This is a genomic window from Labilibaculum manganireducens, from assembly GCF_002843385.1.
GTDB classification, from domain to species: domain Bacteria; phylum Bacteroidota; class Bacteroidia; order Bacteroidales; family Marinifilaceae; genus Labilibaculum; species Labilibaculum manganireducens.
Genome location: NZ_MVDE01000028.1, coordinates 36,591 through 49,465, shown reverse-complemented (window position 1 = coordinate 49,465; position 12,875 = coordinate 36,591). Strand labels below are relative to the sequence as shown.

Genomic DNA, 12,875 nt, shown 5'->3' with positions numbered 1-12,875 from the left:
GATGGCTAAACAAAGACAAGAGATGTTGTTCGGAATCAGAGCAACAATGGAAGCAATAAAAAGTGAAAAGGAAATTGAAAAGGTATTGATCAAAACGGGATTAGCAGGTCCTTTGTTTCAAGAATTATTCGATTTAATCCGCGAAAAGGGAGTTGAATATCAATTTGTTCCTGTTGAGAAGTTGAATTCTTTGGATCAGCATAACAATCAGGGAGTTATTGCTTTAATTGTTCCAATTCCTTATCAGGAAATAGAAGAAATTGTACCTGAACTTTTTGCTCAGGGTAAAACACCTCTTTTATTGCTTTTAGATGAAATTACAGATGTGCGGAACTTTGGTGCGATTGCCCGTTCTGCTGAATGTGCTGGTGTACATGCCATTGTAATTCCTTTTAAGAATTCAGCAAAGATTACTCCTGATTCTATAAAAACATCCGCCGGAGCTTTGTATAACATACCTGTTTGCAGGGTTCAAAATTTAAAGACTCTTGCCCGTTATCTGAAGAAAGAAGGAATTCGAATTATCGCAGCAACCGAAAAGGCTGAAAAAGTTTATACTGAAGGTGATTTTACATTAGCAACAGCTATTGTTATGGGATCGGAAGATGTTGGTATTGAGGATGCTTTGCTTCGCTTGGCTGACGAGCAGGTTAAAATTCCAATTACCGGATCAATCCAATCATTGAATGTATCTGTTGCAGCATCCTTAATGGTATACGAGGCAGTGAGACAAAGAAGTTAGTCTTCTAAAAGAACATAGATTTGAACGCAGAAATTTAATTTCTGCGTTTTTTGTTATTGGTTAACAATAATAATCAAGAGAAGATTTAAATCGTTTTTTAATAAAGTTTTATTGAGGAAAATAAATTCTGACCTCGAATAGTCAGTCTGTTTTAAAAAAGAATTACCCGAATCAAACGAATTTGATCGGGTAATTATCTATAGTAATCTTAGGGTTAGAATGCAGTTTGATTCTGACTTCTGAATATTGTCTATCTCCTCTGTCTCCCTGTGTGTTTCAGATTCAGCTCCGCTAATTTGCTAAAATTAATTTTGGATTGCAAACCTTTTCGAAGATTCTTTTGAAAAAAGACTTGTTTTTTTACGCATCACTTTAGCATGCAATTAAACCTTATACACAAAAGCATTAATATTCATACCAGCACCAACAGAAGCAAAAACAACGTAATCACCTTCATTTAATTTATGATCGTCTAATTTATCTTTGGCAATTTGATCGTAAAGAATTGGTACAGTTGCGACTGAATTGTTTCCCATTTCTTTAATAATCATTGGCATTATATCCTTTGGAATATTTTTTTCCTGATACAAACGGAAGAGTCTTTTAGCAATGGCTTCATCCATTTTTTCGTTGGCCTGATGAATAAGAATTCTTTTAATATCCTTAATTCCCAAACCGGCCTTATCAATACTTTCCTTTACTACGCCCGGAACATTTGTGATGGCATACTCGTAAATTTTACGTCCGTACATTTTAATGAAAAGACTATTGCTGTTTCCTTCAAAATCGGCATTGTCCGAAATGTCAGCACGCAAAAAGAAAGCCTCATTAATCGTATCGGTTCTCACGGCATGAGATAATATTCCCGATGCTTCTTCCGCTTCACATGCTTCCAGTATTGCAGCACCGGCGCCATCAGAATAAATCATGCTATCTCTGTCGTGCGGATCACAAACTCTTGACAAAGTTTCTGATCCAATAACCATTACCCGTTGCGCATCGCCCGATTTGATATAATAATCAGCTTGAATCATACCTTGAATCCAACCCGGACATCCAAATAAAATATCGTAAGCTATCGTTTTAGGATTCTCAATTTGAAGAAGATTTTTCACTTTTGCAGCTAAACAAGGCAACTGATTTGTCAGCGTAGAGTTTGGTTTAACATCTCCAAAATTGTGGGCAACGATTATATAGTCTAAACTTTCTTTATCTATTTTAGATGATTCTAAAGCATCTTTTGCTGCTAAATAAGCAAGATCAGAGTTTTGTTGATCATCAGAGGCATATTTTCTCTCCGTGATACCGGTAATATCTTTAAACTTTTCTATTATTATTTCGGGAGATGTTTCAATTTTCTGTCCGTTTGGTTCGAAAAATTCATGATTTAAAAAATGCTCATTTTTAATTTGAACTGTCGGGATATAACTACCTGACCCAACAATTTTCGAAAATCTTTTGGTACTCATTGTTATTGTTTTTGTTTCAAATAATTAAATGTGCACTTATTTTTAGGTGCACAAAATTTTCTTAAGAGACAATTTTTTGGTGTCCGAAAGATTTGTGTTTATTGATAAGTTGAAAGGTCAACTTACAGTTAGGTATACGTAGCTAAGGTAGATATTTATTTTAAATTTGGTGTTTTTTAAACGAAATTTAGGTGTTCTATTGCAATTTCACCAATCATAAAAGAAATAGGTAATACCTAACTAAAATAGTTTGAATATGTGTAATGCAAAGGGATTGACTAGTTTACTAATTTTTCTTTTAGGTTTTTATCTGCTGGTTTGTTACAAAGCCATATGCCAAATAGGGCTTGTTTGAATGACAACCCTCTAATAGATTGTTTTAATTTACCGTTTTTATATACTAAAGTTCCGTCTGCAGGCGAGTATATAAATTCAAAAACGTCTTTTTTCTCAATACCTCCCAGAAAAACAGAGATAAAATCATCAATTTCCTGTTTAATATTTTCCATTTCACCATTTGTAGCATTCTTAAAGCCATCTCTGGTGGCTTTTTCCATTTTTTCTGATGTAATTAATCCGGATATAATTTCCAAGCGGATTCCCATACTCTCATCTGCGGTGATAATTTTTTCAGCATCATTCATATCTTTTGAAAGATACAGACCCATTGCGTACATGTCCATCCAAAGTTTAACACGAGTTCCTGCACCTTTTAATTGCAATGAGTGCTCCTTAATAATCAGTTCGTTTGGTAGTTCAACCCCTCCAATTCTTGTTTGAGAAAAACCGTAAAAGCTTGAGAGTAAAAGAAAAAGAGTAAGTAGTTTTTTCATCTTTTTTAAGTGATTAGGTTGATGTCTGATGTAATTTTTATTAACTGAATATCAGTTTAGCGTAACACAGGTAAAAGGTAGCAAATATATTTACTAAATAATTAAGCCACAGTGGGTATTGACGCTTATTGGATTTTAAATCTCCGTTTACAATATAAATAAAAGTAAAGAACACTCCAAAAGCCCACATGAGTAAAAAAGGCCAGTTAAAACTTGAAACATCATGTGTTTTGTAGGTTTGTACTACCTGAGGTATTACGCCAATGCTTAAAATAATATTCCCAAACCAACCTAATGATTCAAAGAAATTCAATTTTGGTAATGTTGTTTTCATTCTTAATTTGCTAATTTTTGAAAATCATCTCCAGTTGGATTTTGGAATACTCTTAAATTAAATTCCGGAACAATTGCTAATATATGATCGAAAATATCAGCTTGAATGGCCTCGTAATTTGCCCATTCCTGGTCGTTTGAGAATACGTATATTTCTAAGGGTAATCCTTTTTCTGATACTTGTAACTGGCGCACAAGGAATGTCATATCATTATGAATTTTGGGGTGTTCCTGAAGATAAGCTTCAATATATTTTCGGAAGGTACCAACATTGGTCAGTCTTCTTTGATTCACAGGAATTTCACCTTCTGGATTGTTTGCCCGGATTTCATTCTTTTTTTCAATCAGATAATCCTTTAGCAAACGAATTTTTTCAAATTTTTCGATTTCTTCTTCACTTAAAAAATGAATCGATTTTACATCCAGATTTAGATGGCGTTTTATTCTTCGGCCACCTGATTCTTCCATTCCTTTCCAATTGTTGAACGATTCAGAAACCAAAGCGTATGTTGGAATGGTACTAATGGTCTTGTCCCAGTTTTGAACTTTAACAGTGTTTAAACTGATATCTATAACAGTTCCGTCGGCTCCTTTTGATGGCATTGATATCCAATCACCTATATTTACCATCTTGTTGGCAGATAGTTGAATAGAAGCAACAAATCCGAGTATTGTATCTTTAAATATTAATAGAATAACAGCAGCAAAAGCTCCCATTCCAGCAAGAATTGTTAGTGGATCTTTATGAATAAACAGAGCTACAATGGAAATAATTCCCATTGAGTAAAAGAAGATTTTCACAATCTGCAGGAAACCTTTAATTGGTCTGGTTTTACTAATGGGGAGTGTATTGTAAATATCATTTCCAGCATTCAAAAATGTGTCAATCAGCATGATTGCCAATATCACCATATACACATATGAACTATTTTGGATGAAATTATTTAAGCCTTGATGATCAAGCATTCCTGCACTAAAATATATGATTGCGGCGGGAGCAAAATGTGCTATTTTATTGAATACTTTTCGTTCCAAAAGAATATCATCCCAATTTGTTTTCGTTTTTCGAACCAATTTGGTGATGATTGTGATTAAGACTTTTTTTGCAATAACATCACATATCCATGCAATGAAAATAACAATAATGATTGCGATGACTGATTGTAGTATTATTGCCCAATATTCGGTTATTCCTTCGTTGATCAACCAATTTTTTAATTGAACGCCCAAAAGTTCTTTCATGAAGTAAAAAGTTATAAATTAAAAATCTAAGATATCTATTCCTTGCAGGAAAAGAAAAGTGTATTCATTATAATTTGTAAATTTAGGCTCTAAATGCAAAAACAACTATTATGACGACAAAATCTTTACTGGTATTTGTACTAATTGCAATCTCTTCGGTTTGTTACGGACAAAATAATTTTGATAAATATTTTGAAAGTAAGACTCTGAGGATTGATTATATGATGGGTGGTGATGCCAATTCTCAAACTATTTTTCTGAAAGAATTAAAAGAAGAGCCTAATTGGGGAGGAAGTAAAATCAATTTAATTGATCAGTTTGGATATGGAACATTCCGTTTTAAACTTTTTGATGTGGAGTCCGGAGAATTAATTTATTCAAAGGGTTTTAACTCTTTGTTTCAGGAATGGCAATCAACAGCCGAAGCAAAAGAATTAAAAAGAGCATTTTATCAGGTAAACGTAATGCCTTATCCTAAAAAAACAGCACTATTTGTGTTGGAATCCAGAAACTGGGATGGCAGTATGGAGAAAATATGGGAATATAAGATTGACCCGACTAATTATTTTATTGGTAAAGAAAAGCCCGGGAGTGTTTCATTTACAAAGATTATGGGAGATGGAGATCCTGCGGAAAGTGTAGATATTGCTTTTATAGCGGAAGGGTATACTGCTGATGAAATGGAAAAATTTAGGGCGGATGCCAAACGTGTAGCAGGTTATTTGCTTGATGTACCTCCATTTAACAGATATGCAGACCGATTTAATATATATGCTTTAGAAGCCGTTTCCGAAGATTCAGGAACTGATATTCCGGGCGAAAATATCTATAAAAACACTGCTGTAAATACTACTTTTTATACTTTCGATGTCGATCGTTACCTAACAACTTTTGATATTAAATCCATACATGATATTTCTGCAAATGTTCCTTACGATCAGATATTTGTGCTGATTAATACTGATAAGTACGGTGGAGGTGGATTCTACAATTATTATTCAAGTTGCTCGGCCGATAATGCATTGTCCTACGAGGTGTCGAGTCATGAATTTGGTCATGGGTTTGCCGGTTTGGGAGATGAATATTATTCCTCGGAAGTGGCATACGAAGATTTTTATAATCTGGAAATTGAACCTTGGGAGCCAAATATTACCACTCTGGTTAATTTTGAGTCGAAATGGAAAAATATGCTCGATGATTCGATTCCGGTTCCTACACCGAGAACGAAAGATTTTATTGATAATTTAGGCGTGTTTGAAGGTGGAGGTTATATGGACAAAGGGATTTATTCTCCCATGCAGGATTGTAAAATGAAATCGAATAAAATGAAGCATTTTTGCCCGGTTTGTGAGAAAGCTGTTGAAAAGGTGATCCTGTTTCATATCGGAAAATAAATGATGTTAAGACCTCATAATAAGAAAATAAAAAAAAATGCGTTCCGGTTTGGAGCGCATTTTTTGTAAAAGGCTTGGTTTATTTCTCAGCCTCTTGTTTTTTCGCTAGTCCGTAGAATACTAACAGAGCAAGTCCACCAAATAAGAAGATCATAGAAAAGTAAGATACTTCTTCATTTAAACCAGTGTAAGCATCTAAAATGTTTCCTATTAGAATTCCAATTGCGAGACCAATTAGAAGAACTCCATATTTTAAACTTTCTAAAGTACTGCACTTTTTGTCTCCGACTAAAAGGCTCATATCCATGCCTTTTTCAATTAATGCCTTTCTTTCTTTGTGACGATGAACTAAAAATATGATCAAAGGAACGATTCCGAATGACGAAATGATTGCTATTACTGCAGTTATATCCATGATTAAAGTTTTTAAGATTAAACTATTATTATATTGATTATGAACGAAAATTAAAGCTTGATTTTTGCATTCAACTTTATGACGCCACCTCTTTCAAACAGGTTACAAATCTTTTAAGATATTTTTAACGCTTACAATTATTTCATTAAAAATCATTGTATTAACTTGCTATTAATGAATTGCAAAAAAAAATATTGAATTTATAGAATAAGCTGTAACCGATTTTAGATTCTTTGCGTCTAAGTTGTAGATGGTTCAATAAAAAGGGAAAAAAGAAGTGAATCAACGCAACATTATGAAGCGAAACGATGTCTTTTTAGTTGATGACCTTGTTTTTCTAAATTGAAAGCACAATCTGTATATGAAGTTTCAAAAGGATAGCTATTATATAGCCAGAATTAGAGAAGGAGATCCCGGGGCATATGCTTTTCTTGTAAATAAATACAGGAAGATGACATTTAATGTTGCCTTACAATTGATGGGAAATCGTGAAGATGCCGAAGAAATTGCTCAAGATGCGTTTTTGAAAGCATATCAGGCCTTGGATAGCTATAAAGGAGATGCAAAATTTTCAACCTGGATATATCGAATTATTTATAATACAGCAATATCGCGATTAAGAAAGAAAAAATTAGATGTAAGTTCTATTGATGATGATTTTACAAGTTCGGTAAATGTTAAATCGACTCAATCAGCCTTGCAGGAAGTAAGAAATATAGAAAGGAAAAAATATCTTTCCGAAGCATTAAACAGGTTGCCTGCTGATGAAAGGTGTCTGATTACTCTGTTTTACCTGGAAGAAAATTCGGTAGATGAGGTTTGCTCTATTACCGGTTTAAGTGCTTCCAATGTTAAGGTGAAATTGCATCGTGCAAGAAAAAAGCTTTATAATCTGCTGGAGTTGGCTTTGCATGGTGAATTAAAAACGATATTATAGATATTCGAAAGAATATAAAATTAGACTACAATGAGCAAAAAAGAAGATATCTATAAAGATGATTTTATCAAAGAACTGATGAAGGATGTTGAGTTGGAGGATCCTTCTGCTCAATTTACGAATAGGGTTATGGATATGGTAATGCAGGATTGGCTTGCAAAACCAATTGAAATGAAGAAACCGATTTCGAGAAATCAATGGATTTGGATAAGCGGACTTATTTTACTTGTTGTACTTATTCTTTTGGGGACTGATGTGAGAACTTTAATTAGTTCTGCTGAAAATCCATTTTTACATCAAATTGATGCTGTATTATTACAACCAATAAATCAGACCTTAATTAAGGTATTTGAGAGTTTAATTAAACTTCCGGTAATGGTTTACATTGTTGCTGTTTCTTTTGGAGGATTAGTGGCTTTCGATAGAATTGTTAATAAATTATTGCATCATTAATAGGAGAGCAAACACAGTCGGTATTGTATCGGCACTTCAGTAATATTTGATTTTTTTAATTGAAAAAACCGCACTTTTTAGTGCGGTTTTTGTATTTTCTAAAAAGGAAGATCATCTTCTTCCGGTGCAGGAGGAACGTCCTCTGCTCTAAATTCAGGCATTTCAGGAACCGGAGAACCAGCTTGTACTTTTTCAATTCTCCAGGCTTCAAGATTCGAAAAGTAGTTTACTTTTCCATCTTTTTCCCATTTACGGCCACGAACATTAAAAGAAACTTTAATTTCTTCGTACAAAGAAATTGTTTCCAATAAATCGCAGCGATCCTGTGTTAGTTGAAATTTAATAAAATCATTCCACTCAGAATTTCTTTCATTTTCAACTTCAATAACAAATTCTCTTTTTTTGAAACGATCGCTGATTGATTGAGTTTCCTCTTTCACGATCATTTTACCATTAATTTCAAAATTCATAATGTTCTGTATATTTTGTATTATTCTTTTACGATTACAATTTTATCAATGCTGTCTCCTGCACGAATTGCATCAATCACCTCTAAGCCTTCAACCACTTTGCCAAAACAAGTATGCTGGCGATCTAAGTGGGAAGTGTTTTCGCGGCTATGGCAAATGAAAAATTGCGATCCACCAGTATTTCTTCCGGCATGAGCCATCGATAAAACGCCTCTGTCGTGATATTGATTTTCACCATTCAATTCACAATTGATTGAGTAACCTGGCCCGCCGGCACCTGTGCCATCCGGACAACCACCTTGAATCACAAAATTTGGAATAACCCGGTGAAAAGTCAGTCCATCGTAAAATCCAGATTCTGATAGATTAACAAAGTTCTCAACAGTTTTCGGAGCATCATTCTCAAAGAATTCCACTTTCATAATTCCCTTTTCGGTATGAATTTCTGCGTGCATCATTTTTATTTGTTTTAAATTATTTCAATTTTAGTATCAAAAGGAGAATTCCGACTCATTAATTCTCCTGCACGAGAATATTGAGAAGTAATTGTTTCCATTTGCAAAAGTCCGGTTTTTATAAAATAGAAGGATGTGCTTTGTTAAGACACTGGTTATAAGTGCATTTATATAAAATTAATCCATTCTTCTAAAAACAAGATTTTAAATTTACAACAATGCAATTGCAGTTGCAAAAGAATGCAAATCTAAAAAAAGATTCTTTGTCAAAAAAGAAAAAAGAACCCCTTCTGGAAAACTCCAAAAGGGGTGATTGTTTCTAAATTAATTGTCCTGATTAAAAGGAGTAATCAATTATTTTTTTTCTTCGTCTTTTACGATATCCAACAATTCAACTTCGAAAATTAAAGTTTCGTTTGCTTTGATATCAGCTCCCATTGCACGTGGACCGTAAGCAAGGTTCGAAGGAATAAATAATTCCCATTTAGAACCTACAGGCATTAATTGTAATGCTTCAGTCCATCCTTTAATTACACGGTTAGCAGCAAATGTAGCTGGTTCGTTTCTTTTATAAGAAGAGTCAAATTCATTACCGTCAATAGTCGTTCCTTTGTAGTGAACTGAAACTTTATCAGTAGCAAGAGGTTTAGGACCGTCTCCTTCGTTAATAATACGGTATTGTAAACCACTTGCAGTAACAACAACACCTTCTTTTGATTTGTTTTCTTCTAAGAATTTTTGACCTTTAGCTAAGTTTTCAGCACCAATTTTTTCCTGAAGACCTTTGATGTAGTTGTTGATAACTGCATTTCCTTTTTGAGGATCAATTACCAATGAATCTTTGTCAAGAGAAGCATACAATGCAGCCAAAAGAACTTCTTCGTTCAAATTAGTAAGTCCGTTACGCTCAAGGTTAGTACCAAAACTAGCACCTAAACTATAACTAACAGAGTCAAGTTCGTTGTTTAGAGCAACACTTTTATTTCTTTTTTGATTACAAGAAGCCAATGTTATTAGTCCAAGACCTAGTACAATAGATAATACTTTTAGTTTCATTTTTTTTGGATTGTTATGGTTATTAATATAATTATACGATTTCAAGTAATTCAACTTCGAAAATTAAAGTTGTGTGTGGGCCGATAAGGTTTCCAGCACCCTGTGCACCATAAGCTAAGTCCGAAGGAACATATAGTTTCCATTTTGAACCTAAAGGCATTAGTTGAAGAGCTTCGACCCAACCTCTAATAACTCCATTTACCGGAAATACAGCAGGTTCACCTCTTTTTACAGAGCTATCGAAAACTGTTCCGTCAATTAAAGTTCCATGGTAGTGACATTTAACACTGTCAGTTCCTTTTGGAGTGTCTCCTTTTCCTTCTGTGATAATTTCGTATTGAAGTCCGCTTTCAAGGCTTACAACACCTTCTTTTTTAGAGTTCTCTTCTAAAAATTTTGTTCCTGCTTCAACCGCTTTTCCAGCTTGTTCTTCCTGCAGTTTACCAAAAAATTCCTGAAGAATTCCATTGGCCTCTTCCGGAGATAGTTCCGGCATTTTTCCATTAAATGCAGCATCCAAAGCTTCCATAAATGGCTCAACACTAATTGTTTTAACTCCTGAAGTTATTAAATTACTTGCGATGCTTAATCCAAGGCAATAACTTACCTTATCTTGTTCTTCTGTGTACTTCATTCGGGTATTGTATATTTAATTATAATAATTCAATTTTATTTATGATCAGCAAGATCATAAGAATCGTCTAAGGTAAAACTTTTCTCTCAGAATATCGAAAATCAACTTGTAATTAACCTTTTTTTGCATTTAACTTCCAATAAAAAAAGATCTTCATTCAATTATTTGGTTTTGTGTTGATGCATAACTTCTTTGCCCGCAGCATTTGTCGTTTACCGGGTGGGCCAGGCAGACGTTTTACCTCAAATCCTGCACCTCTCAGAGCTTGTTTTATGATTCCTTTTGTAGAGTAGGTTGTTAAAACTGCATCTTCTTTCAGGTGATTGTGCAGCTTTTCAAAAATATCCTGAGTCCATAAATCGGGCTGAATATCAGGAGCAAAGGCATCAAAATAGATAAGATCATACGCAGCAGGGAAAATGATTTTTCTGAGATCGCCCTGCAGTTTGTTTAGTGTAAATGCTTTTGTGATTTCAACTTCCTGATTCCATGCTGTCTGATGCAGCTTTAAAAAAACGTCTCTGTCTGATCCTTCTATTTGATCGGTGTAATTCAGGCTTTGAATGTGTTCTTTTTTTATCGGATACAATTCTATTGAATGATAAATAACGGTTCTGTTTTGTTTTTCGGCTTCAATAAGAGTGAGGAAGCAGTTTAGTCCTGTACCAAAACCAATTTCTAAAATGTGAATTGGATCCTGCGTGCAAAAATTGAATCCTGCATTTAAATACACATGCATCGCTTCCTGAATAGCGCCATGAGTAGAATGGTAATGCTCATTTAATTCAGGAACAAAGAGGGTATGAGAACCATCTTCAGTTATTTTAAGCTCTCTTTTTAAATTCTTCATTCTCGATTGGATTAAGGATTGTAGAGGACTGGCGTAATCTGCTAGGAATTATTCTTATCCATAAGCGTTTTAAAGGAATTGGAGACTTGTTTTCGGGATGTTTGTTCAGTAAAAAAAGGAACCACAAAAATAAAATACTTCCTTTTAATATGCTGCTAATGGTTAATCCCCACCAAACACCTGTCGCCGAAACAGACTCAGAAGATATCCAGTTCTGAAATTCAGGTAGATAATCAACTAAAGTGTAGCTCAATATATAGGCAAAGGGAATTCGCATCAGGTTCCCAATAATTCCAATTATTGCAGGTGGAACTGCCCGTCCAATTCCGTTAAAGGCTCCTGTTGCTGTAATTTCAACACACATAAATATCTGTGAGATACCAAGAATAAATAGGTAAACCATGCCCATATGCACCACATTATTTTCACTGTTATTTATAAACAATCCGAAAATATGATCGCCTGCAAAAAGGAAGAGCAAAGTACTAATGAATCCTATAAAACCTGCTATTCCTAATGTGATGAAGAAACCTTTTTGAATGCGTCTCCATTTATTTGCTCCATAATTCTGACCTGTGAATGTGCCCAATGCAGTTGAGAAACCCGAGGCGGTCATCCAGGATAGTGCTTCTATTTGTGATCCTATCGATTGAACTGAAAAAGGAATGGGATTTCCATGAGAAATATTGTTAATCACCCTTGCTAAAATCATAGCGATAAAGGCAAAACAAGCTGATTGGAGGGCAACAGGACCTCCGATCTTTAGGATTGGGAGGAAGAATTCTTTTTGAATTTTCCCTAAATAGTTTTTGATTTGTAATGGATTTTCCTTGATATACAAGTAGTATATAAATAGTAGAAAAACACTTAGCTGAGAAATTACGGTCGCGATTCCTGCACCTTCGGCACCCATACCTGGAATACTTCCCCAACCAAAAATAAGAATTGGATCGAGTATCATATTTATAATCAAGCCGGAGGCATTGATCCAAAATGAGGTTTTTGTATTGCCAACACCATTATAAATACCCGCCATAGTGATGTTGGAATAGGTAAATGGCATTCCAACGGCAATTATCCGAAGGTATTTTAAGGCCGTTCCGTTTACAAATTCACTTTTAATATTAAAAAGACCTACAATAGAGTCGGCAAATATCCATACTGATAAAGCAAATGCAATGGAGATAATAAAAGATAAGCTGAACGCGTTTTTTGCAAAGGATTGTGCCCGTTCAAGATTTTTACTTCCAATTGATTGTGAAATTCCAACTTCAGCACCAATTTTGGTGATAAAGAGGAGTGAAGAACCAAACCAAACCAGATAAAGAGCTATCCCAACAGCACTTACAGTTTCGCTTCCAACTTGCCCCAACCACGCCATATCCGTCATGTTGTATGCCATTTGCACAAATGAGGTGGCAATTATTGGGATAGCCAGTTTTATAATTTGAGGAAAAATTTTTCCTCTGGTAAGATCTTTAATTTGATTCACTTTACTTATTTTGGTTCTTACAGGAACGGGTTTGGTTGTATTTATTCCCTATTTTCGCAAAGTGTTGAATAGGGAATATGAATCGATTCGCTTTTTTAGG

15 protein-coding genes are annotated in these 12,875 nt (G+C 34.5%); 4 read left to right on the top strand and 11 right to left on the bottom strand.

Going from position 1 to position 12,875, the window contains the following annotated elements; genetic code table 11:
• The first annotated feature begins 1 nt into the window (after nucleotide 1).
• Complete coding sequence (gene rlmB / locus BZG01_RS15845) at nucleotides 2–742, top strand: 23S rRNA (guanosine(2251)-2'-O)-methyltransferase RlmB (RefSeq protein ID WP_101310819.1); 741 nt, start codon at nucleotides 2–4, stop codon at nucleotides 740–742.
• A 383-nt stretch (nucleotides 743–1,125) separates the two neighbouring features.
• On the opposite strand, the gene BZG01_RS15840 is transcribed toward rlmB, so the two are convergent.
• The 4 genes from BZG01_RS15840 to BZG01_RS15825 form a co-directional block, all read right to left on the bottom strand.
• A complete protein-coding gene (locus BZG01_RS15840; protein ID WP_101310818.1) occupies nucleotides 1,126–2,211 on the bottom strand; it encodes a 3-oxoacyl-ACP synthase III family protein in 1,086 nt (361 codons plus the stop codon).
• Nucleotides 2,212–2,489: 278 nt separating this feature from the next.
• On the bottom strand, nucleotides 2,490–3,044 hold the full coding sequence (locus BZG01_RS15835; protein WP_101310817.1) for a chalcone isomerase family protein: 555 nt from the start codon (nucleotides 3,042–3,044) through the stop codon (nucleotides 2,490–2,492).
• 40 nt (nucleotides 3,045–3,084) lie between these two features.
• On the bottom strand, nucleotides 3,085–3,378 hold the full coding sequence (locus tag BZG01_RS15830; protein ID WP_101310816.1) for a PQ-loop repeat-containing protein: 294 nt from the start codon (nucleotides 3,376–3,378) through the stop codon (nucleotides 3,085–3,087).
• A 2-nt stretch (nucleotides 3,379–3,380) separates the two neighbouring features.
• Entirely contained in the window at nucleotides 3,381–4,619 is a 1,239-nt protein-coding gene (locus BZG01_RS15825; RefSeq protein ID WP_101310815.1) for a mechanosensitive ion channel family protein, read from the bottom strand.
• 110 nt (nucleotides 4,620–4,729) lie between these two features.
• On the opposite strand from BZG01_RS15825, the gene BZG01_RS15820 reads away from it, so the two are divergent.
• The gene (locus BZG01_RS15820; RefSeq protein WP_101310814.1) at nucleotides 4,730–6,013 is read left to right on the top strand and encodes a M64 family metallopeptidase; all 1,284 of its coding nucleotides are present in this window, start codon (nucleotides 4,730–4,732) and stop codon (nucleotides 6,011–6,013) included.
• Between the two features lie 79 nt (nucleotides 6,014–6,092).
• On the opposite strand, the gene BZG01_RS15815 is transcribed toward BZG01_RS15820, so the two are convergent.
• Complete coding sequence (locus tag BZG01_RS15815) at nucleotides 6,093–6,428, bottom strand: DUF6249 domain-containing protein (RefSeq protein ID WP_101310813.1); 336 nt, start codon at nucleotides 6,426–6,428, stop codon at nucleotides 6,093–6,095.
• Between the two features lie 361 nt (nucleotides 6,429–6,789).
• On the opposite strand from BZG01_RS15815, the gene BZG01_RS15810 reads away from it, so the two are divergent.
• Both BZG01_RS15810 and BZG01_RS15805 read left to right on the top strand, forming a co-directional pair.
• Nucleotides 6,790–7,365: an RNA polymerase sigma factor gene (locus BZG01_RS15810; protein ID WP_101310812.1), complete on the top strand. Its 576-nt coding sequence runs from the start codon at nucleotides 6,790–6,792 to the stop codon at nucleotides 7,363–7,365.
• Nucleotides 7,366–7,395: 30 nt separating this feature from the next.
• Nucleotides 7,396–7,818, top strand: a complete 423-nt coding sequence (locus BZG01_RS15805) for a hypothetical protein (protein WP_101310811.1) — start codon at nucleotides 7,396–7,398, stop codon at nucleotides 7,816–7,818.
• A 98-nt stretch (nucleotides 7,819–7,916) separates the two neighbouring features.
• On the opposite strand, the gene BZG01_RS15800 is transcribed toward BZG01_RS15805, so the two are convergent.
• The 6 genes from BZG01_RS15800 to BZG01_RS15775 form a co-directional block, all read right to left on the bottom strand.
• Entirely contained in the window at nucleotides 7,917–8,288 is a 372-nt protein-coding gene (locus BZG01_RS15800) for a DUF3127 domain-containing protein (RefSeq protein WP_101310810.1), read from the bottom strand.
• A gap of 20 nt (nucleotides 8,289–8,308) precedes the next feature.
• Nucleotides 8,309–8,746, bottom strand: coding sequence for a peptidylprolyl isomerase (locus BZG01_RS15795; protein WP_101310809.1), 438 nt, complete (start codon nucleotides 8,744–8,746; stop codon nucleotides 8,309–8,311).
• A 351-nt stretch (nucleotides 8,747–9,097) separates the two neighbouring features.
• Nucleotides 9,098–9,799 carry a BamJ family beta-barrel-assembly machinery protein gene (bamJ, locus tag BZG01_RS15790; protein WP_101310830.1) on the bottom strand — a complete coding sequence of 234 codons (702 nt, stop codon included), beginning with the start codon at nucleotides 9,797–9,799 and terminating at the stop codon, nucleotides 9,098–9,100.
• 31 nt (nucleotides 9,800–9,830) lie between these two features.
• Nucleotides 9,831–10,433, bottom strand: coding sequence for a BamJ family beta-barrel-assembly machinery protein (gene bamJ, locus BZG01_RS15785; RefSeq protein WP_101310808.1), 603 nt, complete (start codon nucleotides 10,431–10,433; stop codon nucleotides 9,831–9,833).
• A gap of 157 nt (nucleotides 10,434–10,590) precedes the next feature.
• Nucleotides 10,591–11,283, bottom strand: coding sequence for a tRNA (5-methylaminomethyl-2-thiouridine)(34)-methyltransferase MnmC2 (gene mnmC2 / locus BZG01_RS15780; protein ID WP_180327349.1), 693 nt, complete (start codon nucleotides 11,281–11,283; stop codon nucleotides 10,591–10,593).
• Nucleotides 11,258–12,775, bottom strand: a complete 1,518-nt coding sequence (locus BZG01_RS15775; protein WP_101310806.1) for an MATE family efflux transporter — start codon at nucleotides 12,773–12,775, stop codon at nucleotides 11,258–11,260. Before BZG01_RS15775 ends, mnmC2 begins: the two co-directional genes overlap by 26 nt.
• Nucleotides 12,776–12,875 lie beyond the last annotated feature (100 nt).